General features: G+C 61.6%; 25 protein-coding genes. 14 read left to right on the top strand and 11 right to left on the bottom strand.

What is annotated here, in order from left to right:
• Nucleotides 1-109 precede the first annotated feature (109 nt).
• The gene (locus tag I6F17_RS05070) at nucleotides 110-715 is read left to right on the top strand and encodes a GNAT family N-acetyltransferase (RefSeq protein WP_036000398.1); all 606 of its coding nucleotides are present in this window, start codon (nucleotides 110-112) and stop codon (nucleotides 713-715) included.
• A gap of 80 nt (nucleotides 716-795) precedes the next feature.
• Here the strand turns inward: I6F17_RS05070 and I6F17_RS05065 are convergent, their stop codons facing one another.
• The 4 genes from I6F17_RS05065 to I6F17_RS05050 all read right to left on the bottom strand — a co-directional run bounded on the left by I6F17_RS05065 (nucleotide 796) and on the right by I6F17_RS05050 (nucleotide 3,424).
• Complete coding sequence (locus I6F17_RS05065; RefSeq protein ID WP_225128493.1) at nucleotides 796-1,095, bottom strand: hypothetical protein; 300 nt, start codon at nucleotides 1,093-1,095, stop codon at nucleotides 796-798.
• Between the two features lie 95 nt (nucleotides 1,096-1,190).
• A complete protein-coding gene (locus I6F17_RS05060; protein ID WP_225128495.1) occupies nucleotides 1,191-1,877 on the bottom strand; it encodes a DUF2161 family putative PD-(D/E)XK-type phosphodiesterase in 687 nt (228 codons plus the stop codon).
• Nucleotides 1,878-1,975: 98 nt separating this feature from the next.
• Nucleotides 1,976-2,656: an SDR family oxidoreductase gene (locus tag I6F17_RS05055; protein ID WP_036033877.1), complete on the bottom strand. Its 681-nt coding sequence runs from the start codon at nucleotides 2,654-2,656 to the stop codon at nucleotides 1,976-1,978.
• A 24-nt stretch (nucleotides 2,657-2,680) separates the two neighbouring features.
• Nucleotides 2,681-3,424, bottom strand: a complete 744-nt coding sequence (locus I6F17_RS05050) for a tyrosine-protein phosphatase (protein ID WP_036033920.1) — start codon at nucleotides 3,422-3,424, stop codon at nucleotides 2,681-2,683.
• 86 nt (nucleotides 3,425-3,510) lie between these two features.
• On the opposite strand from I6F17_RS05050, the gene I6F17_RS05045 reads away from it, so the two are divergent.
• On the top strand, nucleotides 3,511-3,831 hold the full coding sequence (locus I6F17_RS05045) for an MliC family protein (RefSeq protein WP_225128497.1): 321 nt from the start codon (nucleotides 3,511-3,513) through the stop codon (nucleotides 3,829-3,831).
• A gap of 111 nt (nucleotides 3,832-3,942) precedes the next feature.
• On the opposite strand, the gene I6F17_RS05040 is transcribed toward I6F17_RS05045, so the two are convergent.
• Complete coding sequence (locus I6F17_RS05040) at nucleotides 3,943-4,146, bottom strand: DUF2735 domain-containing protein (protein WP_036022780.1); 204 nt, start codon at nucleotides 4,144-4,146, stop codon at nucleotides 3,943-3,945.
• 539 nt (nucleotides 4,147-4,685) lie between these two features.
• On the opposite strand from I6F17_RS05040, the gene I6F17_RS05035 reads away from it, so the two are divergent.
• The 3 genes from I6F17_RS05035 (at nucleotide 4,686) to I6F17_RS05025 (ending at nucleotide 7,500) form a co-directional block, all read left to right on the top strand.
• On the top strand, nucleotides 4,686-5,720 hold the full coding sequence (locus tag I6F17_RS05035) for a glutamine synthetase beta-grasp domain-containing protein (RefSeq protein WP_036000382.1): 1,035 nt from the start codon (nucleotides 4,686-4,688) through the stop codon (nucleotides 5,718-5,720).
• A gap of 187 nt (nucleotides 5,721-5,907) precedes the next feature.
• On the top strand, nucleotides 5,908-6,609 hold the full coding sequence (locus I6F17_RS05030; RefSeq protein WP_225128639.1) for a GrlR family regulatory protein: 702 nt from the start codon (nucleotides 5,908-5,910) through the stop codon (nucleotides 6,607-6,609).
• 69 nt (nucleotides 6,610-6,678) lie between these two features.
• Complete coding sequence (locus tag I6F17_RS05025; RefSeq protein WP_036033915.1) at nucleotides 6,679-7,500, top strand: tetratricopeptide repeat protein; 822 nt, start codon at nucleotides 6,679-6,681, stop codon at nucleotides 7,498-7,500.
• A gap of 1 nt (nucleotide 7,501) precedes the next feature.
• Here I6F17_RS05025 and I6F17_RS05020 read toward each other — a convergent pair whose 3' ends face one another.
• Nucleotides 7,502-7,954, bottom strand: a complete 453-nt coding sequence (locus I6F17_RS05020; protein WP_225128499.1) for a hypothetical protein — start codon at nucleotides 7,952-7,954, stop codon at nucleotides 7,502-7,504.
• 303 nt (nucleotides 7,955-8,257) lie between these two features.
• Here I6F17_RS05020 and I6F17_RS05015 point away from each other — a divergent pair, with 303 nt between their 5' ends.
• Entirely contained in the window at nucleotides 8,258-8,962 is a 705-nt protein-coding gene (locus I6F17_RS05015; protein WP_036033873.1) for a hypothetical protein, read from the top strand.
• A gap of 60 nt (nucleotides 8,963-9,022) precedes the next feature.
• On the opposite strand, the gene I6F17_RS05010 is transcribed toward I6F17_RS05015, so the two are convergent.
• The 3 genes from I6F17_RS05010 to I6F17_RS05000 all read right to left on the bottom strand — a co-directional run bounded on the left by I6F17_RS05010 (nucleotide 9,023) and on the right by I6F17_RS05000 (nucleotide 12,217).
• Nucleotides 9,023-9,955, bottom strand: a complete 933-nt coding sequence (locus tag I6F17_RS05010) for a dienelactone hydrolase family protein (protein ID WP_225128502.1) — start codon at nucleotides 9,953-9,955, stop codon at nucleotides 9,023-9,025.
• 254 nt (nucleotides 9,956-10,209) lie between these two features.
• Complete coding sequence (locus I6F17_RS05005; protein ID WP_225128504.1) at nucleotides 10,210-11,175, bottom strand: ABC transporter substrate-binding protein; 966 nt, start codon at nucleotides 11,173-11,175, stop codon at nucleotides 10,210-10,212.
• A gap of 208 nt (nucleotides 11,176-11,383) precedes the next feature.
• Nucleotides 11,384-12,217, bottom strand: coding sequence for a hypothetical protein (locus tag I6F17_RS05000; RefSeq protein ID WP_225128506.1), 834 nt, complete (start codon nucleotides 12,215-12,217; stop codon nucleotides 11,384-11,386).
• 290 nt (nucleotides 12,218-12,507) lie between these two features.
• Between I6F17_RS05000 and I6F17_RS04995 the strand changes: the two genes are divergently transcribed.
• The 7 genes from I6F17_RS04995 to I6F17_RS04965 all read left to right on the top strand — a co-directional run bounded on the left by I6F17_RS04995 (nucleotide 12,508) and on the right by I6F17_RS04965 (nucleotide 18,834).
• Nucleotides 12,508-13,116: a TetR/AcrR family transcriptional regulator gene (locus tag I6F17_RS04995; RefSeq protein ID WP_225190408.1), complete on the top strand. Its 609-nt coding sequence runs from the start codon at nucleotides 12,508-12,510 to the stop codon at nucleotides 13,114-13,116.
• A 275-nt stretch (nucleotides 13,117-13,391) separates the two neighbouring features.
• Complete coding sequence (locus I6F17_RS04990) at nucleotides 13,392-14,066, top strand: L,D-transpeptidase (protein WP_225128510.1); 675 nt, start codon at nucleotides 13,392-13,394, stop codon at nucleotides 14,064-14,066.
• 194 nt (nucleotides 14,067-14,260) lie between these two features.
• Nucleotides 14,261-15,163, top strand: a complete 903-nt coding sequence (locus I6F17_RS04985) for an NAD(P)-dependent oxidoreductase (protein WP_225128520.1) — start codon at nucleotides 14,261-14,263, stop codon at nucleotides 15,161-15,163.
• Nucleotides 15,160-16,008, top strand: a complete 849-nt coding sequence (locus I6F17_RS04980; RefSeq protein WP_225128522.1) for an alpha/beta hydrolase — start codon at nucleotides 15,160-15,162, stop codon at nucleotides 16,006-16,008. The genes I6F17_RS04985 and I6F17_RS04980 overlap by 4 nt, the downstream gene beginning before the upstream one ends.
• Before the next feature lie 96 nt (nucleotides 16,009-16,104).
• Nucleotides 16,105-16,635 carry a VOC family protein gene (locus I6F17_RS04975; protein WP_225128524.1) on the top strand — a complete coding sequence of 177 codons (531 nt, stop codon included), beginning with the start codon at nucleotides 16,105-16,107 and terminating at the stop codon, nucleotides 16,633-16,635.
• Between the two features lie 130 nt (nucleotides 16,636-16,765).
• Complete coding sequence (locus I6F17_RS04970; protein ID WP_225128526.1) at nucleotides 16,766-17,071, top strand: EthD family reductase; 306 nt, start codon at nucleotides 16,766-16,768, stop codon at nucleotides 17,069-17,071.
• A gap of 359 nt (nucleotides 17,072-17,430) precedes the next feature.
• Nucleotides 17,431-18,834 carry a DUF305 domain-containing protein gene (locus I6F17_RS04965; RefSeq protein WP_225128527.1) on the top strand — a complete coding sequence of 468 codons (1,404 nt, stop codon included), beginning with the start codon at nucleotides 17,431-17,433 and terminating at the stop codon, nucleotides 18,832-18,834.
• A gap of 179 nt (nucleotides 18,835-19,013) precedes the next feature.
• Here I6F17_RS04965 and I6F17_RS04960 read toward each other — a convergent pair whose 3' ends face one another.
• Entirely contained in the window at nucleotides 19,014-19,748 is a 735-nt protein-coding gene (locus I6F17_RS04960) for a DUF3750 domain-containing protein (RefSeq protein ID WP_225128640.1), read from the bottom strand.
• 135 nt (nucleotides 19,749-19,883) lie between these two features.
• Between I6F17_RS04960 and I6F17_RS04955 the strand changes: the two genes are divergently transcribed.
• Entirely contained in the window at nucleotides 19,884-20,138 is a 255-nt protein-coding gene (locus tag I6F17_RS04955; RefSeq protein WP_036033853.1) for a hypothetical protein, read from the top strand.
• A gap of 455 nt (nucleotides 20,139-20,593) precedes the next feature.
• Here the strand turns inward: I6F17_RS04955 and I6F17_RS04950 are convergent, their stop codons facing one another.
• Entirely contained in the window at nucleotides 20,594-21,373 is a 780-nt protein-coding gene (locus I6F17_RS04950) for a class I SAM-dependent methyltransferase (protein WP_225128529.1), read from the bottom strand.
• Between the last annotated feature and the right edge of the window lie 51 nt (nucleotides 21,374-21,424).

The following is a 21,424-nucleotide window of genomic DNA, read 5'->3' as shown; positions in this document are numbered from 1 at the left end:
GCCCGAAACTTGGGCAGGTCTCCGTCTTGAAAATCATGGTGCGATGCACAATATAGGAGGCCTAGGGATTCGAACGCCTCCTCGAGGGAACACCAAGAGGAGTTCTGACGTGGTACTTGAAGACACCGTCCGTACCGTTCCCGGCTATGTGCGGACCCTGATCCAGCAGGAAGAATTGCCGCTCCTGCGCGATCACCTGCTGAGGCTTGATGCCGGCAGCCGGCACGACCGTTTCAACGGCTTTCTCGACGACAGCTTCATCGAGCGCTACGCCGCCCGCTGTGCCGAGGACGGCACCGTCATCGTTGCCTATATCGTCGAAGGCGTGGTGCGCGGCGCGGCCGAGCTGCACCCGCCCGAGGACGGTTCCTTGCCGGAGGTCGCCTTCAGCGTGGAAGCCTCCGCGCGCCGCCAGGGCGTCGGCACCGTGCTGTTCCGCCGCCTGATCGCAGAGGCCCGCTGGAAGGGCTACAAGCAGCTGCGCATCACGACGGGCGCGGACAATCATGCGATGCGGGCGCTCGCCAGGAAGTTCGGGGCCCATCTGGCTTTCCGCCATGGTGAATCGACCGGCACGATCGACCTCGCCAAGACGCCCGAGGCCGAGCTTGCCGATCTCGCGGCCTCGCCGTTCACGGCCGGGCGCGCGCTTCTCAGCTTCAACAGCACGTGCTGGAAGCTGATCTCGAGCATGTACGGCAATCGCGCCGCATAACCCGGAAATTGCGGACAGGAATCACAAAGCGGACCGGCAAGGCCGGTCCGCTTTCGCGTTCGGTGCGATGAAAGGAATGCTCAGCTGCGCGTGCCGGCGCCGAAGCGGCGGACGACGCGGCGTTCGACTACGACGGAGCGCTGCGCGCCCTGTTCGCCGGCGATCACGCGGGTGGCGGTGATGCGGCTGTTGGAGCGGGCCTGCTTCTTCACCTCGGCCTGGACGACTTCGAGCGGCATCCCCATCAAGGCTGCAGCGATCTCGGCCTGCTGCGCCTGGTCGTCTGTGATGCCGACAGCGGCGAAGATCGCCTCGTCCAGGGTCGGGGGATCGTGGCGGACGCGCCGCGTGCCATATTTGGTATTCCAGTCTGCGCTCATAACGGCCTCATCTTGATGCCGGGATACCTAGTGCCGCCAATGTTGCATTGCAATATGAAATCGGTGCGGCATCTCAGCTATGCACCGGTCTGGTGTCACAGCGGTGACGCAGCACTCGCGCCGACCTCCACCCGTTGCTGAGGCCAACGTTTCAGGGCGGCGTGTCCAGCTTCGGTGAGCCGGTAGATTCCCCGCTCCGTGCGTTCGAACCAGCCATACACATTGTTAAGCAAGATCTTGCCGGCATCGGGGCAGCGTTCGCGCAGCTCGCGCACCGGCTTCGGCCCTTCGGCAAGAGCCGACGCGCAGGCCAGCGCCTGCTGGCGATAGGCCGTCATGATCGGTGCGCGGGTGCTGCCGCCGAGCACGGGGTCGCCCTGGCGGCGCTGATGCTCGGCGACGAGACGCGAGCGCACCTTCGGCTCGCGGCGCGGCGCCGCGGTCGGTGGCTTCACCAGCACTTCGACCTGGCCGCGATCGGTCACGCCGAGCATGCCGAAGCCGAGGCGGCGACAGAGATTGCGATAGCGCGCGTCGCTCTCGCGTCCCTTGCCGCGCGCGGACATCTTCGCCGCGATCCAGACCTCGTCACCGGCCGGCGCGCGATCGACCGCCTGCAGGATCAGCTCGAGATTAAAGGCAAGCTTGAGCTCGCCGATCACCACGACCGGCGGATCGCCGGCGCTGAGGCCGACGAGATCGCAGCCGCCGATCTCGCCCTTGACTGTGAAGCCGAGCTCTTCGAGGAAGCGTTTGACGGGCAGGTAAAGCGCGGTTTCCAAGGGACGTCCGATCGGAGAATCAGTTGCAGCCAGTCTAGAGCGTTCTCGGCCCCGATTGAATCGGAGCCGGTGCCTCTAACGTTTTGATCGGAACGCGACTACACCCGGCCACCGACCGGGATCAGGGCGCCCGTGACGCCGCTCGCGGCATCGCTGGCGAGGAACAGGATCACTTCGGCGAGCTCCTGGGGCGTCACCCATTTGGAAAAGTCGGCTTTCGGCATGTCGGCGCGGTTGGCCGCGGTGTCGATGATCGAGGGCAGCACCGCGTTGACGGTAACCTTGCCCTTCCACTCGTTTGCGAGGGCCTCGGTCAGGCGATGCACGCCGGCTTTCGACGCGGCATAGGGGCCCATCCCGTTGCCGGCCTGCAGTGCGCCCATGGCGCCGATATTGACGATGCGGCCGGCCGTGGACTTGGCAAGGTGCGGCAGCGCCGCGCGCGAGGCGTTAAGCGCGGTCAGCACGTTCAGCTTATGCATGCGCTGCCACGTCGCGATGTCGCCATCGCACACAGTCTCGAAGGCGAACCCGCCGGCGATGTTGATCAATGCGTCAAGCCGGCCGAAATGCTTTGCCGCCGCATCGACGGCCGCTTTCGCCTGCGCTGGGTCGGACAGGTCAACGCCCGCGATGTCGATGTGGTCAGCGCTTGCGGCGGTTTGCGAAGACGCGTGATCGATGCCAGCCACGCGCGCGCCGCGTACCAGCGCCGTTTCCGCGACTACTTGGCCGAGCGCGCCGCGTGCGCCCGTCACGATCAAGATCTTGCCTTGCATGATCGTTCTCCCGGCACAGCCGCCCTATGCTTGCAGATAGCGCGCCTTCAGCGCGTCTCGCTCTGCCGTGCCGAGCTTGAGCCCGTCGCGCAAATAGGTTTCGAGATCACCATATTCGCTGCCGACCGCTTCGAAAGCGGCCGCAAGGTACGAGGCCTCGACGCTGCCGATCGCGTCGAGGACGTCGGCGGGCAGATCGAAGACGTTCGACGGGTCGCGCTTGTAGTGCCGGTTGGTCAAGAGATAATCCTCGGCGATGACCTCGTCCGCCACGCCCAGCGCATGCAGGATCAGCGCGCTGGCGAAGCCGGTGCGGTCCTTGCCGGCGGTGCAGTGGATCACGAGCGGTGCGCGATCTTCCAGCAAATGACCGAACAGCGCGCGGAAGCTGTGCGTGTTGTGGCGCACATAATTGCGATAGGATTCGCGCATGAGCTCGAGCGCCACAGCCGCGGTCAGCGTGCCCTTCGCGAGCTCGGCGCGCAGCCCGGCCACGACGGTCGGCTCGATCGGCAGCGAATGCACCGTGATCTCGTTCACGACGCAGATGCCGGCCGCGCGCTCCTCCAGGCCACGGAAATCGAACGCGCTGCGCACGCCCAGCGCGCGGACGACCTCGATGTCGGCAGCGGTGAGCTGGCCGAGATGGTTGGAGCGGAAGATGTGCCGCCAGCGTGTGGTGCGGCCATCAATGGTCGGGTAGCCGCCGAGGTCGCGGAAATTGCTCGCACCTTGCAGGGCGAGATGGCGGGCAGGGGAGTCCTTCAGGGAGGAGTCTTGCATGGGATCAGCTTGGGTTATGGTTCCACCGGATGCACGTTTGGCATCCTTGCGGTCTATTACAGGGGGCGATCATGGGCCGGCACAAGGCCATTGTTTTGACGGTCAGCATGCTGGCGGGCGCAATGCTCGGTGCGCGGCAGGCCGATGCGCAGACCTTCCAGACCTACCGCTGCGCCGATGGTACGCAGTTCATCCTGGGCTTTTATGACTACGACAAACGGGCCTTCGTCCAGATCGATGGCCAGCCGGTGACGCTCGCCAAGCGGCTGGCGGTTTCGGGGACGCGCTATTCGGGAGCGGGAGTCACGCTGAGGATTCCCAAGACCGGGCCCGCTACGGTCAAACACCAAGCGGCCGGTTACTGCGCGGTGGTCGACAAGCCCGGGATATAGGCGCGGGCGCGCCTGGAATTAAAAAGGGCCGAAACGCCGTTGTTTCGACCCCTTTTCAAACTGCCGCCGGCCGCTTGCGAAAGCCCGGCACTGTCAGACCAGCAGCTGGCATCAGCGTTCCCATTTGGGCTTGGCTTCGTCGACCGCATCCTGGTGATACCAGCTGTCGCTGCAGATCGAGACGTTCGCGGGCAGCGAAGCCTGATCGGCGGGAAGGCGGGTCTCGCCATAGCGGCGTCCGGCGAGGGCCGCACGGCCGCCGACGGGGAATTGGTAGATCTTTGCAGATCCGTGACTCAGACCATTGTTCATCATTGCGATTCTCCTTGGTCGAAGCGCCTTGGCCTCCATGGTGCGCCCGACTCGTTCGATTGTGGTTACTGGAATCCCCATATCGGCCGCTCATCCCCGATTGGAAAGTGCTGAAAAGGAAATCAGTTTCCGCTCAATTTGTAGGCAGGAAGCCTTCTGCATCCTCCAAGGCACGCTACCGCTGACCAACGCGTGGGCCATTCCGAAGGTTGCTGAGGAGGGGTGGGGGAGTTTGCGAAAGTTACCGGACGTTGATGCGCGTTTCATCGGCAATGCGCGGTCGGCGTCCGCTGCTTCTAAATCGGGCGTTTTCCGCCGGATTTTTGCAGCGCAGCTTCGGGCCAAGGTGCGCGGCTATGACGCACGGTGCCGTGGAGGGCCCGTCTGTGGCGAAGAGGAGCCGGAAGCGGTGGAAAACCGCCCGTACTGCGGCCTTTTGGCACGCGAAATGCTTGGGAAAGGCTGGCCGATGATGGCCGGGTACAAACGTGCGGGGGCCCTCCCGGGCCCCCAACCTTTCGCATCATCTACAGAGAGGCTCAATGACCAAGTACAAGCTCGAGTACATCTGGCTCGACGGATATACGCCGACTCCGAACTTGCGCGGCAAAACTCAGATCAAGGAATTCGCGTCGTTCCCGACGCTCGAGCAGCTTCCGCTCTGGGGCTTCGACGGCTCCTCCACCCAGCAGGCCGAAGGCCACAGCTCCGATTGCGTGCTGAAGCCGGTCGCGGTGTTTCCGGACGGTGCGCGCACCAACGGCGTGCTGGTGATGTGCGAAGTCATGATGCCCGATGGCAAGACCCCGCATCCGTCCAACAAGCGCGCCACCATCCTGGACGATTCCGGCGCCTGGTTCGGCTTCGAGCAGGAATACTTCTTCTACAAGGACGGCCGTCCGCTCGGCTTCCCGACCGCCGGCTATCCCGCGCCGCAAGGCCCGTACTACACCGGCGTCGGCTACTCGAACGTCGGCGACGTCGCCCGCAAGATCGTCGAAGAGCATCTCGACCTGTGCTTGGCTGCCGGCATCAACCATGAAGGCATCAACGCGGAAGTCGCCAAGGGCCAGTGGGAATTCCAGATCTTCGGCAAGGGCTCCAAGACCGCTGCCGACCAGATGTGGATGGCCCGCTACCTGATGCTGCGCCTCACCGAGAAGTACGGCATCGACATCGAATTCCACTGCAAGCCGCTCGGCGACACCGACTGGAACGGCTCGGGCATGCACGCCAACTTCTCGACCGCCTATATGCGTGAAGTCGGCGGCAAGGAGTATTTCGAGGCGCTGATGGCCGCCTTCGAGAAGAACCTGATGGACCACATCGCCGTCTACGGCCCGGACAACGACAAGCGTCTGACCGGCAAGCACGAGACCGCGCCGTGGAACAAGTTCAGCTACGGCGTTGCCGATCGCGGCGCTTCGATCCGTGTTCCGCACTCCTTCGTCAACAACGGCTACAAGGGCTATCTGGAAGACCGCCGTCCGAACTCGCAAGGCGACCCCTACCAGATCGCTTCGCAGATCCTGAAGACGATCTCGTCCGTGCCGACCGACAAGAAGGCCGCGGCCTAAGATCCTCCCGGCCCGGGCTGGGGGGCTGGCCCGGGCTGGCGTTCAATCCGCCGGAGCGAAGGCTCCGGCGGATTTTTTGCATTTTGATGATCCCAAGACACCCGGCGCTGCGCCGCGAAACTTGTCCATCGCCGCCGAAAGCGGGATAGAGTGCATCTGGATGCGCGCAGGGCCGGGGACACGGCTGGTGATTGAAGGCTTCTACAAGGTGAGATTTCAGCTCGGCGATACCGTCGGCCGAAGCGTGATGCATGCCGGCGACGGCAAGATGCTCGGTGGCAATTCGGCCTTCGCCCATATCGGCAGCTACGAGAAAACGGACAGCGGCGTCGATGTCGTGATCAAGACCGTCCGCCATAACCCCGATCCGAGCTACCGCGCCATGGCGGGCACGGACGATGCGACCTTAATCGCGAAGGGCTGGGCCGACGGCGAGCTCTATCGCTTCAAGGGCGAGCTCAAGGAGCTGCCGGGCGTGCCGTTTCAATCGCTGATGACGCCGATCACCGATGAGGAGGTGCCGATCGCCGGCGGCGTCGGCGAAGCCGGCATCAGCGACGGTCTCTATTCCATCCATCTGCGCATGCTCGACGGTCTCGACGGCGGACTCACCGGCGTGATGCTGCTGAACCAGGGCCGCATCCTCGGCGGCGATGCGGCTTTCTATTATCTCGGCAGCTACACCGCCGCGAAGGGCCGCTGGAAGGGCCAGATCCTCAACCAGGAGCACACGCCGGCCAAGGACGATCCTATCTTCGGCGGCCACGAGGTCGGCATCGGCTTCTCCGGCAGCTACGACGCGGAGCAGGCGGTGCTGGAGGCAACCGCGCTGGCCGGCAAGCGGAGCTTGCGCCTGACCGCAGCGCTCAAGCTGATGCATCGCGCCTGAGCCACCCATCACAGACGTGAACCGACTCGAGCCTTGAATTTGCCGAGCCACAGACGCAACGTGACGATCATGCGGACTTTCCTCCTTGCCATGCTCTTTGCGCTCGCCGCGCCCCTGACGGCGCAGGCGCAATCGGCTGATCTCGTGTTGTGCGACCGTCTCGCCGCCGATCCTAGCGATCCCGACAAGCCGGCTGACGTGAAGGGCGTCGCGGAGATCGCGTCCGCCGACATTGCAACTGCAGTCAAGTTCTGCAAGCAGGCGGCAAACGCCTCGCGCCGCGCGATGTTCGCGCTCGGGCGCGCTTACGCGGCGAACCGGCAGACCGCGGAGGCAATCGCGGCATGGCGCAAGGCGGCCGACAAGGGATCGAGTGCGGCGATGGTCGAGCTCGGTGTTACCTACGCCACCGGCTCGGGCGTCGCCAAGGACGAGGCGCAGGCGCGTAAGCTGTTCGAGAAGGCGGCGCAGGCCGGCAACCCCCGTGGCGTCAGCAATCTCGCAGCGCTCGGTGGCGCAGGTGGCGCGGCGCCGGCCGATCCCGCCCAGGCTCGTGCGCTGCTCGGCAAGGCCGCCGAGACCAATGCGGAAGCGCAGTACCAGCTCGGCCTGATGTTGTCTGAAGGCGATGGCGGGGCAAAGGACGATGTCGCGGCGCGCGCGCTGTTCGAGAAGGCGGCGGCGCAAAACCATCCCGGCGCGCTGGAGCGGATGGGCGCATTTGCGCAGGAAGGCCGCGGCGGTGCGAAGGACAAGGACGCGGCGAAAGCCTATTACGAGCGCGCCGCCGCGCTCGGCGACGAGGATGCCAAGAAGGCGCTGGAGCGCATTCGCTGTCCCTATGCGATCAAGGACAAGCAGGGCAGGCTGGTCACCACGCTGTGCTTCTAGTTCACTTCATGTAGTAGGCGAGATCGTTGCGGGCATCTCGATAGGTGGTCTCGAGATAATGCGGATATTTCCGCGCGGCCTGTTTCACCGCGCGCGCCACGCAATCCTCGAAATCGCCGTTCCAGTCGAAGTGCTTATTGTAGGCGTCTTCGAATTTGACCGCCGTGATGATGGCTTGCCGGATCGCCTGATCGTCGGCGCGCGGATGAGCGCGCTTCACATAGCCGAACATCGGCCCTTCATGGGCATGGGCGCGCTCATGGCGGTACTGGATGATGAACTGCCCCGGCGAGAAGGTACGATTGACGCGGACCTCTTCGGCAGTCGGACGTCCCGCAATCGTCTCCAGGCGATAGCGTTGGCGCCAGAGCGCGTAGGCGGCATCGAGCAGCGGCTGCTTCGCGGCGCCGGCGATGATCGCGCTGAGCTCGTCTTCGGCTGATTGCGTGTCCATGCGCGATTGGTCGTGCGTCCGTGGGGGCAGGTTCGAGCCTGGCACCGATCGGCCGAGGAGCTTTTTTCGGAGGCCGGCAAACAAACCTCCAAAACAACCCCATGCACAGTAGCCAAGTCCCTGAAATCATTGACTGCGGGTTTTACGAAGTGAAATTTTGACCCGTCGGGCAAAACAGGGGCATAATGGCATCATGGCGGGCGGAGGTCCCCGGCGTGGCGATGCGCGGAAATGCCGGTGGCTTCGCTGTAGCGTCGATGCTAGGTAGCCCGCAATTCATTCTCAATTTGCAGGTTCAGGACGTTGCTGGACGGGCTCTACAAGGTTGAATACGGCGTCAACGATGGGTTCGGCTGCAGCATCATGTGCCTGCACGACGGCAGGATGCTTGGCGGCAATTCGGGCTTCGCGCATCTCGGCAGTTATGTCGAACGCGACGGCGAGATCATCGCCCAGGTCATCACCGAGCGGCACAACCTCGACCCCAGCTACAAGCCGCTGATGGGCGCCGACGTCGCTTCGATCGGGGCCCGCGGCCGGCTCTACGGCAACCAGATTCGCCTCGAAGGCGGCGCGGACACCATGCCGGGCGCCAGGTTCTGGGCCAATCTCACGCGCCTCGACGACGAAGGCTTGCCGCCGAGCGGGACGGTCGGACCGGGCGGCATCGCCAATGGGCTCTATGGGATGGGCTTGCGCGCGCTCGACGGCGTCGATGCCGGACTGTCCGGGGTGATGCTGCTGATCGACGGGCGCATCCTAGGAGGCGATGCGTTCTTCTACTATCTCGGCTCCTATTCCTCGGCGGACGGCCGCTGGAAGGGCGAGATGCTGAACCAGGAGCACACGCCGGCGAAAGGCGAGAACCCGGTGTTCGGCGGCCTCGAGGTCGGCATCGGCTTCTCCGGGACCTGCACGGAAGACAGCGGCGAGCTCGAAGGCATCGCGCTCGCGGGCAAGCGGAGCCTGCGGCTGACGGCGTCGCTCAAGCTGATGCGAAGAGCGTAGGGCGCCGATCATTCTGTCGTGTCTGCTCCGAAGGCGACATTCAAGTCGCGCATCTGGATGTCAACGGCCGGTGCCCCAGGTTTTTTCCAGAAACGCGAAGATTCGTCGCTGCGCCTCGCGGGTTGCGCTTAGGTCGTATCGGTAGCTCACTTTAGTGCCACGAAAATCGATTTTTGAGAACCCGTTCAGGTGCTGACAGTCCCAACAATGCGTAGCATTCGGGACGGTGTACCACTCAACGGGTGCACCTGCGTTCTTTGCCGCTTGAAGTTTGGGAATACATTCTTCAGGCGGCGTTTCGGTATCCTTATCGCCCATCAAGACCAGAGTAGGACGGTCAATCTTGGTCTGAACGATTTCATATGGAGGGCCTGCTTTGGGTTGGATTGAGAAGCACCCCGGATACACCGCCACAGCTGCTGTAAATGCTTCACTCCCTGGCGCAGCTGCTCGCCAATTGCTGCTGCTGCCCAGCAGCGCGACCATTGCACCCCAGGAAAACCCTACATGGGCGACTCGTTGCTTGTCGACGAATGGAAAGGCTCGTAGGTGATCAGCAGCCTGAAGAGCATCGCGGACGCCGCGCGGAAAGTTAACGCCCTTCTTCACTTCCAAACACACCATATCGACATCGCGAGGTCCCAGGGAATCTATCAAAAGCACTACGAAGCCCTGCTGAACCGCAGCTTGCGCCCAGGCGCCCATCGACCTGTTCGGGCCGCCTTTGGTGCGCAGACCGCCGCATTGGTGGTGCAGGACCATCGCAGGAAACGGTCCCGCTCCCTTCGGTTTGAGCAAGATCATACGTGAACCGTCTGCTGGGCTAGCAGACGGCGAATCGGGAAACGTCAGATCCTTTGCGCCTGTAGCGGCAGCTAACAACCCCTGAGCGCTGGCATTATGTTGATTCAGCCAAACAACGGCAGCAATCACGCCGAGCCACCTGGCGAGCGTACGTACTCTCTTGCGGCGAGATTGAATGAAATAATCCATGTTCGCTGGGTTCAAAAATTTCCGCCGCCTCATGCCCATTTCCCCTGCTCGAACCGACATCATAGCGGGGTAGACTAGCGCTTCGATAGGGGCTGAAGGTGCTCGCGCATTCAGATGACGCCCGGCCATGTCGGCCTTGGGTTGAAATGCGAAGGAACTCAGGTTGAGCAAATCTTGTCCACTCTACCGCCATAAGCGGACCTTCGACAGATGTGTCGCAACTTCGCAGATCGGCCATAACCGGAAGTGCCACCCTATTCGATCACGTCGTCGGCGCGAGCAAGTAGTGTAGGTGGGACCGTGAGACCCAGCTCTTTGGCCGCCTTAAGATTGATCACCAACTCGTATTTGGTTGGCTGCTCAACCGGCAATTCAGAAGGTTTATTACCTTTCAAGATTTTATCGACATAGCCGCCAGCACGACGAAACAAATCGGGGTAATCGGGACCGTATGAAATCAATCCAGCAGGGGTGGCAAATTCTCGGCTGAGATAAATCGCCGGTAGGCGATGCTTCGCCGCCAACGCCGCAACTTGCGGAGCATTGCGCAGGGTCAAAGGATCACCAAAAGGAACGATTGCATCTGGTTGCTGGGCTGCGGCTGCGGCAAAGGCGGTGTCCAGTTCCTCAGCAGTCGCCGCCTCCACAATCACGAAATTCAAGCCTAATTTCCCGGCTGCTTGGGGCAACTCCTCGGCCAATACGAACTTGTGGATGGCATTGCCCGGGTTGGCTACCACAGCGATTTTCGAGGCAGTAGGAACCAGCTCGCGCAATATTTCGATCTGTTTGCTGATGAACTGACCCGGCACGAAAGTCGCGAGACCTGTGATGTTGCCGCCCGGACGCGCAAGGTTATTGACGAGGCCGATCCTGATGGGATCGGCCACACCCACGAATACGATCGGTACGCTGGCGGTTGCCGATTTCAGGGCTACAGCTGCCTGTGGGTTGCCGGCCATAAGAACATCGGCACCAACAGCGACCAGTTCTGCTGCCATAGCAGGCAAGCGATCCTGGGATCGGGCAAATCGGTACTCAAAGGTCAGATTTTTTCCCTCAACCCAGTCGTGGTTTCGCAAGCCGTCGAGCCATGCGCTCTGCCAAGCGGGTGGCAGCTCATTGACAAAGAGCAAGCCTATGCGGCGGCGGATCTCTTGCGCCACCGCTGGTGAAAGTAGCAACGCCGCAGTAGCGGCAATGAACTCTCTCCGCTTCATCCGGCACCCACCAGGATGACAGATCAACGTAGTTACATTTTGTCGCCGGTCCATGCGGCCGAATGTCCGTTTCGGGTCAAAATCCGCGGTCCGACCGCTCTGCTCGTCCGATCCGGTTTCTCTCCGAGAGCAGGCTTCGCGGCGGTTCATAGGCAGTTTGGCTGAGGGCCAATGAGCTGACATTCGACGCAAATGCGCGCCGGCCCGCTCACGGCGGCGGAAGTGCTCTTGCTATTGCTCCGACGACGTCGCGGCCAGCTGCCGGTCGATGGGATCGAACGAAAATGAAACGGGAGGCCACGGATATATCCGTTTCGGAGCGACCATCCTGGCCGATGAGTATCAATCCGGCGCCGCCATTCGCCACATTCAGGATGATCGGCTCGCCGCTCCATGTCTTGATCGGGTCCATTCCGATGATGAGAAATTCGCCGATAGGCTGGTCGAAATATTGAAGACGCAATTGTGGGCCGACTTCGGCCGCAGCGAGTTCGAGGCCGAATTGCTGGGCGCGTGCGTAAACGTCAGCCAAAGTCACGGTATCGGACGTGAATCCAAGCTGCGCAGGCGATAGATCGAGAAGCTCCACATATGTCTTCCGAGAGCTAACGGTGAACGTCGGCCTAGCAAGGATTTCAGCGGCCTGACCGCCGACATTGCAGCCCTTGCTATCGAGTTCGTTGCGCAAGGCAAGAGAGTCGGCGAAGGTCCCTATTGCGATCGTCTTCCATGTCGCAACGTCGCGCACGGACTTAATAGGCTGTTGCGACGCCGGGGCCGAGCGCGTCGTGAGCTTCAGCTTGTTTTGCAACACGTCGCGCGCCGCGCATTGAGCGGACGCGGCGCTCGCAAAGGAAATGACGCAGGCGGCCGAGAGTATGGAAGCCAAAACGGTGAGGCAAACTCGGTTTGAACAGTTATGACCTGCCGCGCGCCGGGCTCGGCTTGTGAAAATACACATGGCAAATGACTTTTCTAAAAACGTTGGACTGAAAAAGCCCGTCTCCGAGTGAGCGGAAGAACGGAGGGAAATGACGTCCAATAAACATTTCACTGCCCGCTCTTGAAATGCGTCCGGAGGCGGGGCTTATGGCCAGTAATGCAATTTCCAAAATGGCAGGCGGTAGCCGGACGCTGCGCCGCCGCTTCGACGCGATGCCCTTCTCCTATCGGGCTTATTCCGACCGTACTCCGTTTAACCAAAACAGCATGTGAACCAGCTCACACGCATCGGAAGGGTGTCCGCTTGGTGATCCGAAGCAGACCTCACGCCTGGCCCCGGCCACTGTCAGAGTGCTTGCATTTAGGAACCATTCGGTCTATATTGCTCGCATGATGGCTACCAATTCGCAACTTCCCGTAGGTCGCCCCCGTGAGTTCGATCTCGACGAGGCGATAAGGTGCGCAATGCAGGTCTTCTGGGATCGCGGCTATCACGATACATCGTTGCCCGACCTCCTTGCCGGAATGAAGCTTTCGAAGGGCAGCTTCTACAAGGCTTTCGGCGATAAGAAGTCTGTCTTCCTGCTCGCCCTCAAACTCTATACGGACGACGGCGTGCGAAACGTCCAAGAGGTTCTCCGATCGGATCCTTCGCCGAAGGCGGCAATTCGCAACGCTTTGGTACGTTATGCGGATCTGTCGTCTGGAAGCAAAGGTGTTCGCGGATGTTTCGGTGTATTGACCGCTGCCGAGATGTTGCCGGGAGATCCGGACATCGCAGAACTGATCAAGCGACTTTTCACCAGGCTCCAAGACCTGTTCGCTGCCACGATAGCGAAAGGGCAAGCTACCGGCGAAATCAAGAATAGTCGCGACGCTCGTGTTATGGCGCACTTTATCGTTTCCCATGCCCAGGGCATGAGAGTCCTTGGAAAAGTTGGATCCCGTCGCGACGAAATGCTGAAAAATATCGATCTCCTGATGGAGATTGTTTTTTAAAGCCTAATTAGGAACCGAATGGTTCCGATGTGGCTTATCGAAGGTCCGCTTTGTGAACCCAGGAGGTTCAATGTTCGAAGATGTTGCTGGAGAGTTGCCGGCCCGGCCGTGGCGATTGGTTAAGCTAATCGTGCTTTTGCCGAGCGCATATTCCAACGACGGCTTTCCGTATCGTCAAAGTGGCTGTGCCTTCCAAGCAAGAGGATTTCGAAGCTTCCGCGTCGCTCATGCAGCCCGTCGTATCCGGTTAGACGCGCATAAATTCGGGAATTGATATGACGAACTCACACGCAAGGCACTTTGCGCGCCTCTCCGTGATCGGTGCAATAGCAGTCCTTCTAACGGGTTGCGCTAGTCACATGAGTCTGGTTGAGGCAGAATTCAGCAGCACGCCTGCTGAGTATGCGCAGCTAATCGACGGACTTCACACGATACCAGCCGTCGATACATCCGCCATTGATTCAGAAATGTTGCGCCAGCGCGTGGACTATTCGACGGCTGAGCCAGTTGGAACGATCGTTGTAGATACGGCTGCTCGTCATCTTTACTTGGTGGAGGGTGACGGGAAGGCGATGCGCTACGGCATTGGAGTTGGCAAAGAGGGTCTTGCGTTTGCGGGCACTGCTATCATCAAGCGAAAGGCAGAGTGGCCGCATTGGAGCCCAACCAAGAACATGATGGATCGGGAGCCGGCGCGGTATGGACATCTCGCCAACGGGATGGTGGGCGGCCTTGGCAATCCGCTTGGTCCCCGCGCTCTGTACCTTTATCAGGGCGATCGGGACACATTGTTCCGTATTCATGGAACGACTGAGCCGGAGACAATCGGCGGCGCTGTTTCAAGCGGATGTATTCGACTGATCAACCAAGACATCGTCGATCTCTATAGCCGGGTTAAGATTGGAAGTCGCGTCGTCGTGATTCAGCGCAGCCGGGCGTTAAGCTCTTGAGCGCGACCAGGCGGTGTCTTCAATGCGCCCGCCGGGGAGCGCCCCAATGCTGGCCAACTCGCTCACACCTTTCTGTGGCTCTCCTCGTCATCGCCACTCGCCAGCTCTTCGGCGCGGGTCTCGGCCTGACGATCGCCCGGCAGCCTGCTTCCGATCCTGCGCCCAGCTCTCATCTGAACAATAGGAGATAGACCATGCGGATCGGATTCATCGGTCTCGGCAGTATGGGCTCAGCGATGGCCCTAAACCTGGTGAAGGCCGGTCATGACGTGCGGGCCTGGAACCGGAGCAGGGTCGCCCAGGAAAGCGTACCCGGGGTAACGCTGGTCAAGCTCGCAGCGGATGCGTTCGAGGCTGACGCAGTCTTCACGATGCTGTCCGACGACCGGGCCATTCGGGACGTGATCCTTGATGCAGGTTTGCTGGCAAGTGCGCAGCCAGGGTTGACTCACGTTGTCACATCGACGATCTCGGTCGCTTTCGCGCGGGAGCTGGAGCTCCGGCACGAAGAGGCAGGCGTTGGCTATGTGTCCGCACCGGTCCTCGGTCGACCGAACGTAGCGGCGAGTGGCCAGCTTAACATCCTGGCGGCCGGGAAGGCCGATGCAATTGCCGTGATCGAGCCGCTGCTCGGCCCGCTCAGCAAAAGAGTCTGGAAGCTGGGGGAAAATCCCGCGCGGGCGAATGCGGCAAAGCTCGCCTGCAACATGATGATCGCCATGGCTATCGAGGCGATGGCTGAGGGTGTCGTGCTGACCGAGAGCGTCGGCCTCGGCCGTGCGGATTTCTTTGAACTCATCCTGGGTACGCTGTTCTCGGGCCGCGCCTATGAGAGCTACAGCGCGCAGATCACGGAACGGTCGTTCGAGCCGGGCTTCAAAGCCAAGCTCGCTCTCAAGGACATGCGCCTGGCGACCGAGGCCAGCCACGGAATCGGACGCAGGCTTCCGATGCTTGAAGCTGTCCGCGAGGGGCTCGGCAAAGCTGTCTCGGCGGGCCTCGGGGAGAAGGATTGGTCGATCATGGCCGACATGACGGTTCGCGGCGGCGACAGCGTGACGTCGTCTGAAAAACAACTGACTGGAAGGCGATCATGATCGCAACTTTGAATGGGTTTACTCAGCAGCTGGTGCCGGTGAATGGCATCAAGATCAACGCCGTCACGGGAGGCTCAGGCCCGCCGATCCTTATGCTTCACGGCTGGCCGGAAACATGGTGGGAATGGCACAAGGTGATGCCGCCGCTCGCCGAGCATTTCAGCGTGGTGGCGATGGATCTGCGCGGCGCAGGCTTTTCCGACTGCCCGCTCGACGGCTATGACAAGGCGACGATGGCACGCGACGCGCATGAAGTGATGGTTGCCCTTGGGCATGAACGCTATGCCGTCTGCGGACATGATATCGGCGGAATGGTCGCCTTGCCGCAGGCCGCTCTCTATCGGGAGGCTGTTACCCACCTGGCCGTCCTCGACGTTCCGCTTCCCGGCTGGACCGGATGGGAGGCGACGGTTTCGAGGCTCTGGCACTTCAGCTTCCATATGAACCGGGACCTGCCGGAGCGCCTGATTCATGGCCGTGAATACGACTATGTTTCGACCTTCATGGCAGAGCGGTTCTACGATCACAGCACCTTCAATCCGGCGGATATCGAGATCTACGCCAAGGCGATGGCGCTTCCCGGCCGCACGCGTGGCGGCATGGAATGGTACCGCACCCTCGCCGCCGATCATGCGATTGCGCTCGAGTACAAGAAGCAACCGCTCGAGATGCCGGTGCTTGGCCTGGGTGGCGACCAGCGCTTCGGTGCGCAGATGGTGCCGATGCTCGAGGAGTTCGCCACCAATGTGAAGGGCGGCTCCATCGCGCGGTGCAGCCACTATGTCGCGGACGAACGGCCGGGTGAGGTCGCGGCCGCCCTGATCGAGTTCCTCAAGGACAATTGAAACTCGGCGTCCGCGCCGTCGTGGGCCGGGCGGATCGCGAGGCTGCGGCCAATTGCGCCGCAGCGATGGATCGAACAAATAGCAAAGGAGACTATCATGACTGCACCAGTCATTCGCGGCGTCAATCATATCGGCATCACCGTGCCGGACATCGAAGCGGCCAAATCATTCCTGGTCGAGGCCTTCGGCGGTCAGGTGATCTACCAGTCGTTCGGACCGCAGGATCCGCCGCGGCAGGGACCGGAATTCGAGCGTGCAGTGGGGGCTTACCCAGGGACGGTCGTCCGCGCGCAGGCGATGGTGAAGATCGGGACCGGCCCCGACATCGAATTGTTCGAGATGCACGGACCGGAGCAGGCTCAGCCCATCCGGGCCAGTGACTTCGGCATCACGCATTTCGCGCTTTACACCGACGATATCGACGCGTCTGTCGCGCGCTTCGAGCAGGCGGGCGGAAAGCCGCTCACGGCACCGCGGGCAATCCCCTACACGACTGAAAAAGGCCCGGGCAACAAGGTCTGCTACTGCCAGATGCCTTGGGGCACGACGATGGAATTCATCACCACGCCAGATCGCATGCCCTACCAGGATCAGACGGACTTGCGGAGGTGGCAAGACGAGGATTGAGAGGAGCGGAGAGGGCGCCGGCTTCGAACAATCGACATATCGATCGTGATCACGAACAGCTGCGAAGTGCGGACATGGCGCAGGGTTCTATAAATTTACAATCCATCTCGATGAGTTAGGAGGCCAGCTTTTGACAAATGCAACAATGATAGTGACCTGCAGCGGCGGCACATATTTCGATCGCGACTATTATGTCGATGTGCACCTGCCGTTGGCACTCGCAAGCTGGCGGAAGCATGGCCTCGAAAGTGCCGCGGCCTTCTTCCCCCGAGATGCCGATGCAGTAGATGTTTCCGTGGGAATTTATCGGTTTCGCGATGAGGCTGCACTTCACGCTGCGCTTGCATCCGCCGAAACAGACGCAGTGATGGCCGACGTCCCCCGGTTTACTGACGCGAATGTTTCCCGAATGATCGGAGCCCCGCTCCAGGAATGATGGTGGCATTGTCGCAGTCTCAAGCCCGAGACCTAGTGCACTTCCGCTCATGTCCCATCGGCGAAGTCGCGGTTCGCCTACGACGAAGCATGATGGGTTTCGCAAGGGCTCAACACATTTTACGCGCTTTCATCCCGGGTGCCTAACTTGTGATCAACGGCGGCTACCTGGCGCATCGACCTTCTGGGTAACAGCGCGTCCTCCGTGATCCAGCTCGATTGAAAAAAGGGGTAGGGAGCACGCTTGGCAACGTCTAAACTATCACAAGAGCCATCGCCTTGATCAGGCTCTGGCGTTCTCGTCTCCTACCGCCCCGCCTCAATCACGCTTTAGTCACCTCACCACCTGAGGAGAAGAAATTGAACCATCCGGCGCCGCCTCGCTCCTCTGGTTGCCTGCTGGCCCTGAGCATCCTCGCATCGGTCGCGGCCCCGGTGCCGGCGCACGCACATGTCAAATGGTTTGCGCCCTATATTGTCGGAGCGCCACCCCAGTCGATCGGGGCCACGTTGACCAATGTATGGTTCTGGACCGGTATTGCGCTCGTGCTGGCATTCTTCCTCGCGTCACGAGCCATCGAGAAGTCGAGCGCCGGCGAGACGATCCTGCTGGCCATGGATCGCATCACCGACCCTCTCTGGATGCGCCTCGACGACTTCGTGCGCGTCGTCATCGCAGCCTTCTTCGTGGCGATCTTCGCCGTCGGCGGCGTCTACCTGACGCCAGATCTCAAAACGCCGGCCGAATGGGTGTCCTGGACCCAGCTCCTGATCGCCGGGTTGATCTTCTCTCGCAAGACGCAGCCACTTGCGGCTCTCGGGATCATCGCCTTGTGGCTACTCGCGCTGCGCGACTATGATGTCTTCCATTTGCTGGACTACCTGGCGCTTGGAGTCGGTGTCGCCGCCTATCTGGTGTTGGAGGCTTCATCCAATCCGGAATGGCGCAACCATCGCTTCGAGGCGCTGCGCTGGGGCGTCGCCATCGCGCTGATGTGGTCGAGCCTCGAAAAGTTTGCCTATCCGGACTGGTTCTACCCGCTCGTGCAGGAAAAGCCCTTCTTGACCTTCGGCATGCCGCGCGACGTATTTATCCCGATGGCGGGCGTCGCCGAATTCACGATGGGATTTGGCTTGATCTGGACGCCGCTTGTCCGCCGGCTGTCGGCCATCGCTCTTTTCATCATCTTCAACGCAGCCGTCTATCCGTTCGGGCGAACCGACCTGATCGGACACGCGCTCATCATGGCGGTCGTCGTTGCCATTGCTGCCGATCATAGTCGTGAGGTTCATTTCCTGCCCGCGCTCAAGCGAAGGCTTGCCGGCGTCCCGGCCGGACTTGCGGCGGCGCTAGTCATTTTCACAACGGGTTACTGGGGACTGCACATTGCGATCTATGGCATCGGAGGAGGCATCGGAACGCCGGCTGGAGAGCGGCTGACCCATACGCCGAACCCCGAACATCCGCATGGCATGCACGGCGCTGCGGCGATAGGGTCGACGGCTCCGGATGCCTACCGCGCCGCAATGGAACGCATGCACGGTCCGATGATGCGAGGCATCACCAACGCTGATCCCGATGCAGCCTTCGTGCTCGGCATGATCCCTCACCATCAAGGCGCAGTCGACATGGCCGAGATCGTCCTGAAATTTGGCAAGGATCCTCGAAACCAGCACTTTGCTCGCGAGATCATTGACACCCAAAGGCGAGAGATCGGCGAGATGCGGGCATGGCTCAGTCAGAAGAGCATTCCGCAACCGTGAGGAAGGGCGATGAGCGCGACAGGCTCCGTCATCCCGATTGGTCCCGCTTGAGCGCAGCAGATGCTCGGCAGGAACAAACATTACGTCAGTAAGCAGCCAGCTCTTCTATCGATTCAAGCTCTTACGAGAGGACTGAGCAGTCCACAAACGGTGCGGCCAACCCAGCATTTCGCTCTCTATCACGACAGGCCGGGGGTTACCCCAAGCCGACCGAGGCCAGGTAGCTTGAGCGCCGGGCGTCGGATGTCGATGCCGAGAACGGCGCCGAAGAAATTGATCTCCAGACCTTCGACCCAGCCGAGCGAGAAGCCGATGTATCCGGCAAGCGAGGCGTAGATGCCTGTGCCGGATGCCGTGACGCCGAACCATTTGCCTGTGTACGGGAAGTCCTTGCCGATTGCGGTAGGTGGCAGGACGGCCCGGAGCTCAGGGACGGCATCGAGTGCGGCCTGCACGAAGGTGTTCGAATTGGGCCCAGGCCAGACGCTGTAATCTCCATAGGATCGAAACCTGTAGTTTTCGATCACATCTCTGATTTTCGGGATCAGCGCCTCCGCGCGCTCGCCGTCGACGGCCACGATGATTTCCGGCGCAGCGCCAAACCACCGCCCGTCCGGAGCGAAGCCGTTGGTGCGGATCGGCTCGCCCCAGGCCGTGTAGTCGTACCTTGTGTAGGTCGGCGCATCTTTCTCCTTGACGACGATCCAGGTGTGAATCGCGAAGATGCCGCGCCATCTCACCGTTCGTGCTCCGAACACCCGGATGACGGCCTCACGGTGATCGGCCGCGGCGGTCAGAAGACCCGCGCTGGAGCGGTCGGCCGTCTGCCAGTTCTGGCGGCCATCATCCAGCCAAAAATATCTCGCCGCCGATGCGGCAAGCGGTGCGAAGACGAGGAACAGAAAGATGAGCAACGGCTTTTTCAAGGGAGCGGTGACGGCGGGATCTTCAACAAACATATAGTTGGCATCAATGCCGATGCCATAGCCGGCCCGGTCGTCGAACGAGCCTGTCACCCCGGTCGGTCAGGCACGAGATGGAGCACACGCATGGACATGAAGGAAGCCGGGGCAATGACGGAAGCCTCCGGGTTGACGGACGATCAGGGCGGCACAGAGCGGACCTCAAACCTGCGGCCGGGTTCCGGCGAGCAAGGAGGAGCTTTTGCTCCGCAGGCACGCACGCCGCCGGCGGAGCGGGCACAGCGATGGGCCGACCAGTTGCGCGAGGTGACGGTGAGGGCGCCGTTACGTTCCTTGCTCGTCGCTTTCCTGGCCGGAGCATGGATCGCGCGCCGCCGCTAGGAACTGTGACAAGAAGCAAGCGGTTTCAGGCGCTGGCATAGGAAAGGGTGGACGATGAGACTTCTGGTTTTGGCCGCGACTGTCCTTCTGGGCACCGTTTCGTTGTCCATGGCGCAAAGCTCAGGAGGCGGTTCAGGCGGTGCTTCATCCTCGGGAGGGGCGGCCGCAACCGGGTCGGGCGGCACAGGTGGATCGACGCTGTCGAACGGGACGACGCTGAGCGGAACCGGCGGTTCGCCGGGGCCCAACACGCTTAATGCAAAGAGCCAGGGAACGACGGGCCAGAGACTCGGCGTAACCCCGTCCGGTCAGGAGGGGGGCGGATCTCGACCGTCTTACAACACGCCAGCCGCCGACGCCGCCATCCAGCAGCTTGGAAACACCAACACGGGTATCCTTAAGAAGTAGCGGTGATCAAGGCGGTCCGAAATTGCCCGCACAAAGGCAGTTGGTATTCATCGTTCAGCGATGCCAATGAGTGCGGTCGAGCTTATCGGCAGCACCGGACGGCCATCGGCTCTGGCCCGCACCTCGGCAATCACCGCAGCCTTTTCGATGTCGTCCAGGCTGGTCCAGTCGGGTGACATGCCGAAGAGCGTGTCAGGCGCATCGAGCGCCGCGACGTCGAGCAGAAAATCATGAGTCACCGCGTCGATCCGGGGATTGCGATAGCCGGCAGCGACGAGGGCGCGGGCGAAATCGTCCGGATCGCTCAGGGCCTGAACGGCTTCAGGCATTGCCATGCCCGGCCGATCAGGGAAGAGCTTTTGCCGCACTTCGCCCAACAGGAGGAAGGTCGCCGCGCCCCGTTTCCGCCAGGTCGCAACCACGCCATGCCCGCCGGGCCGTGTCACCCGTCGCATCTCTGCCAAACCCTTGCGCCAATCGGGGAACATGATGACACCGAAGATCGAAAAGACGGCATCGAAATGCGCGTCAGGCAAATCGAGCGCCTGTCCGTCCATGACCCGCGCTTCCACATTGGGCAGACCAGCAGCTGCGATGCATCCAACCATGCCGGGCGAGAAGTCGGTCGCCAGGACTCGTGCGCCGGTGCGAGCGGCTGCGAGGGCGAGCGCGCCGGTGCCGGCTGCCACGTCGAGAACATGACTCTGAGGCGTCAGGGTTACGCGCGCCAGCGCCGCCACCGCAAACAGGGCGGTGAAAGGGTGCGCAGTCTCTCGGTAATGCCTGGCTGCGCTGTCCCAGTGGTCCGGATCCTCGAACTGTCGCACTTCCGATCGCTCCCGCGTCATGTAACTTTATATGTAGCATGACTATCTGCC

This window comes from Bradyrhizobium sp. NBAIM18, assembly GCF_020193825.1.
In the GTDB taxonomy this organism is placed as follows: domain Bacteria; phylum Pseudomonadota; class Alphaproteobacteria; order Rhizobiales; family Xanthobacteraceae; genus Bradyrhizobium; species Bradyrhizobium yuanmingense.
The sequence above is the reverse complement of the archived record's forward strand: the minus strand, read 5'-3'. Positions and strand labels throughout refer to the sequence as shown.

Excerpts from the sequence above, each read along its gene's own strand:
- I6F17_RS05065 (WP_225128493.1), bottom strand. The coding sequence starts at position 1,095 with ATGAGCGCAGACTGGAATACCAAATATGGCACGCGGCGCGTCCGCCAC.
- I6F17_RS05055 (WP_036033877.1), bottom strand. The coding sequence starts at position 2,656 with ATGCAAGGCAAGATCTTGATCGTGACGGGCGCACGCGGCGCGCTCGGC.
- I6F17_RS05045 (WP_225128497.1), top strand. The coding sequence starts at position 3,511 with ATGGGCCGGCACAAGGCCATTGTTTTGACGGTCAGCATGCTGGCGGGC.
- I6F17_RS05040 (WP_036022780.1), bottom strand. The coding sequence starts at position 4,146 with ATGATGAACAATGGTCTGAGTCACGGATCTGCAAAGATCTACCAATTC.
- I6F17_RS05035 (WP_036000382.1), top strand. The coding sequence starts at position 4,686 with ATGACCAAGTACAAGCTCGAGTACATCTGGCTCGACGGATATACGCCG.
- I6F17_RS05025 (WP_036033915.1), top strand. The coding sequence starts at position 6,679 with ATGCGGACTTTCCTCCTTGCCATGCTCTTTGCGCTCGCCGCGCCCCTG.
- I6F17_RS05020 (WP_225128499.1), bottom strand. The coding sequence starts at position 7,954 with ATGGACACGCAATCAGCCGAAGACGAGCTCAGCGCGATCATCGCCGGC.
- I6F17_RS05010 (WP_225128502.1), bottom strand. The coding sequence starts at position 9,955 with ATGGATTATTTCATTCAATCTCGCCGCAAGAGAGTACGTACGCTCGCC.
- I6F17_RS05005 (WP_225128504.1), bottom strand. The coding sequence starts at position 11,175 with ATGAAGCGGAGAGAGTTCATTGCCGCTACTGCGGCGTTGCTACTTTCA.
- I6F17_RS04995 (WP_225190408.1), top strand. The coding sequence starts at position 12,508 with ATGATGGCTACCAATTCGCAACTTCCCGTAGGTCGCCCCCGTGAGTTC.
- I6F17_RS04990 (WP_225128510.1), top strand. The coding sequence starts at position 13,392 with ATGACGAACTCACACGCAAGGCACTTTGCGCGCCTCTCCGTGATCGGT.
- I6F17_RS04985 (WP_225128520.1), top strand. The coding sequence starts at position 14,261 with ATGCGGATCGGATTCATCGGTCTCGGCAGTATGGGCTCAGCGATGGCC.
- I6F17_RS04980 (WP_225128522.1), top strand. The coding sequence starts at position 15,160 with ATGATCGCAACTTTGAATGGGTTTACTCAGCAGCTGGTGCCGGTGAAT.
- I6F17_RS04975 (WP_225128524.1), top strand. The coding sequence starts at position 16,105 with ATGACTGCACCAGTCATTCGCGGCGTCAATCATATCGGCATCACCGTG.
- I6F17_RS04955 (WP_036033853.1), top strand. The coding sequence starts at position 19,884 with ATGGACATGAAGGAAGCCGGGGCAATGACGGAAGCCTCCGGGTTGACG.